Annotated in this window: 1 pseudogene; it reads right to left on the bottom strand. The window is 70.2% G+C overall.

From position 1 onward, the window contains the following. Window positions 1–2,928: pseudogene (locus tag D180_RS21800) on the bottom strand (filamentous hemagglutinin); the annotation flags it as partial.

The raw sequence follows: 2,928 nt of genomic DNA, 5'->3' as shown, positions 1-2,928 counted from the left end.
GCGGATCGGTCTCGATCAGGTAGCGGCGGCCGGGGGCGCTGGTGTTGGCCTTGACCCCGCCCAGGCCGTTGGCGGCGCGGCCCAGCGTGTTGACGCTGGCGCCGCTGCTGCCGACCAGGCGGTACAGCCCGCCCATCGGCAGCACGATGTTGCCCAGCGGCGCGCCAACGCCGCCGACCACCTGCGGCACCTGGCCGGTGCCAGGATCGATCTGCTGGTATTGGGTCGGCACGCTGCCGGCGGTCAGCACCGCCTGCGCGGTGCCGGCCTGGACCTGGCTGCGGCCGCCGCTGCCGGCGCCGCCGAGTTGGGCCTGCACGCCGCTGGCCTGGACCTGGGATGCAGTGGCGCTGCTGCCACCGACCAGGGTGGCCTGGCCGTCGTCGATGCGGATGGCACCCAGGCTGGCGGTGGCGATGCGGTTGCCGACGTTGGCCTTGGTCGGCGTCGCAGCGGTCTGCGCCTGCACGGCGATACCGCCGGCGCCGTCGGCGCTCATCGTGCCGTACCGGTTCAGGGCTCCGCCCTGGGTGGCGTTGAAGGAGGCGCCGCCGATGCTGCGGCCGTCGCTGCCGACCGCGCCGTTGCTGATGGTGGCGCCGCTGATGGACACACCCTGTCCGCCGGTCATGTTGGCGGCGAGGGCGATGTAGCTGGTAGTGCTGGTGGATGATCCCTTGTCTTCGCTCGACTCTTCGTAATAGCAAATCACCTTCTTGCCGACCGGCTGCATGCAGTCGTTGGTGATCGCCGTGACGATGTGTTCGTAGTCCTTCTGCTCGACCTTGCGATTGAGCGCCAGCGCCTGATTCAGCACCGACTCGTTGCCGGTGAGCATCGCGTCCGAGAGACCGCCCACGCTGCGCTGGTTAATACCCAATGCACCCGCTGCCGCAATCGTGGAGGCATTGTTGGCAACGCTGCCCGACAGGAAGATGTTGCCGCCGGCAGCGATCTTGCCCTCGGCGCTGGCGGCCAGCAGCCGCTCCTGTTCGATCACGTTGTAGCTTCGCCAGACGCCAGGCGACTTTCCTGTGTAGGGCCTCGGCGCGGAGGCTCCATCCGCGTTACGAATCTTGGTGTGCGTCAATTGTTCATCGGGCATGCCCGCATTGGCGCTCGCCTGTTCCTGCGCCGACAACGGGCCGGTCTGCGTGCTCAGTACGCGCCGCCGGTTATTGATCTGATTGGCCGCAATCAGGATGCTGCCATCGGCCTCGATGCTGCCGGAGACGTTGTCCAGCGTGCCGGTGCGCGCGGTGAGCGTGCCGTTGCCGTCGCGCGCGGCGCCGATGGCGATGTTGCCCAGGCTGAAGATCTTCGCATCGCGGTTGACCAACTGGTCGCGCACCAGCAGGGTCATGCCGCTGGTGGCGCCGATCAGCGCGCTGCCGTAGGCGGCGTTGTCGGTGGCGCCGCCCAGGTCGGCGCCGTTGACCAGGGTGCCGGTGTCCACCAGCACGTTGCCGCCGACCAGGCTGCCGGTGTTGACCACCGACCCCGAGGTGACCTGCAGGTTGCCGCTGGCGGAGAGGTCGCCGGCGTTGGTGACGCTGCCGCCGGTGTTCACCTGCACGTTGCCCGAGCGCATGCTGGCGCCGGCCACATTGCTGATGTTGCTGGCGCTGACGCCGAGACTGCGCCCGGCCTGCAGGGCCGAGGCGTTGACGAAGTTGCCGCCCACCGCCAGGCGGAAGTCGCCGTTGCTGGTGATGTCGGCACCGGCGCGATGGGTGTAATCGCTGCGGAGGGTCAGGTCGAGCAGGTTCTGGCCGAGGATGCTGCCACCGCCGTCGAAGCCGACGGTGTCGATCACCACATCGCCCGCGCCGCCGGCGCTGCTGCCGGCGCCGATCTGCCCGCCGCTGTTGCTCAGACTCTGTAGGGCCAGGCGCACGGCCTGTTCGGCCTTGATCTTGCCGTTGCGGTTGTCCAGGCTGGCGCCATTGCGCTGCAGCAGCATGCTGCCGCCGGCGTAGACGCTGCCGCCCTGGTTGTCCAGCGCATTGGTGTTGGCGATCAGGTCGCCGCCCGCCACCAGTTGCCCGCTGCCATTGGCGATGCTGGCCGCATCGAGCACCACGCTGCCGCGCCCGCCCAGGCTGCCGCCGACGTTGCGCAGCTCCCCGCCGGTGGTCAGCCGGGTCAGGCCGCCGCCGTTGTTGACGACGCTGCCCTGGCTGTTGTCGATGCGCCCGCCCGACAGGGTCATGGCGTTGCCGCTGTCGAGCTGGCCGCCGCTGTTGAGCAGCGCGCCGGTGACGGCGACGCTGAGGTCGCGGGCGGCGCCGATGCGGCCGCTCTGGTGGTTGTCGAGCTGGCCGCGCGCGGTCAGCGCCAGGTCGCGTCCGGCCTGCAACGTACCGCCGCTGTTGCTCGCATTCTCCGCGTTCACGGTCAGATCGGTACTGGCGCCGATCACGCCCGCGTCGTTGTTCAACGTATGCGCCAGATCCACGCGCAGGTCGCCACCCGCACCGCCGCTGCTCAGCGCCTGCATGGTGCCGCCGCGGTTTTCGAGGCTGTCGGCGCGCAGCACCAGGCTGCCGCCGGCGGCCTGCACCACGCCGAGGCGGTTGTCGAGCGCGCCGCTGCCCAGTTGCACATTCAAGCCGCGTGCGGACACGCTGCCGCCGATGTTGCCCAGGCCGGCCGCGGTGACGCTGGCATCGCCGGCCGCGGCGATGGCGCCGCCCTGGTTGTCGAGCGTGCTGCCGGTGCTGAGCTGCAGCTGACCCTGGGTGAGGATGCGACCGCCGGCATTGCCGAGGGCGCCGCTGCTGCCGACCGTCAGCGTGCCGCTACCGGCGTGTTCGATGCGCCCTTGCGCGTTGTTGATCGACGCCGCGCCCAGTTGCAGGTCGCTGCCGTTGCTGACCAGGCGGCCGCCGCCGTTGTCGAACGCGCCGGTGACGGCAATGCGGGTGG

The organism is Xanthomonas sp. SHU 166, from assembly GCF_000364685.1.
Classification (GTDB): Bacteria; Pseudomonadota; Gammaproteobacteria; order Xanthomonadales; family Xanthomonadaceae; genus Xanthomonas_A; species Xanthomonas_A sontii.
Note: the sequence above shows the minus strand (reverse complement) of the source record. Positions and strands in the feature narration are given on the sequence as shown.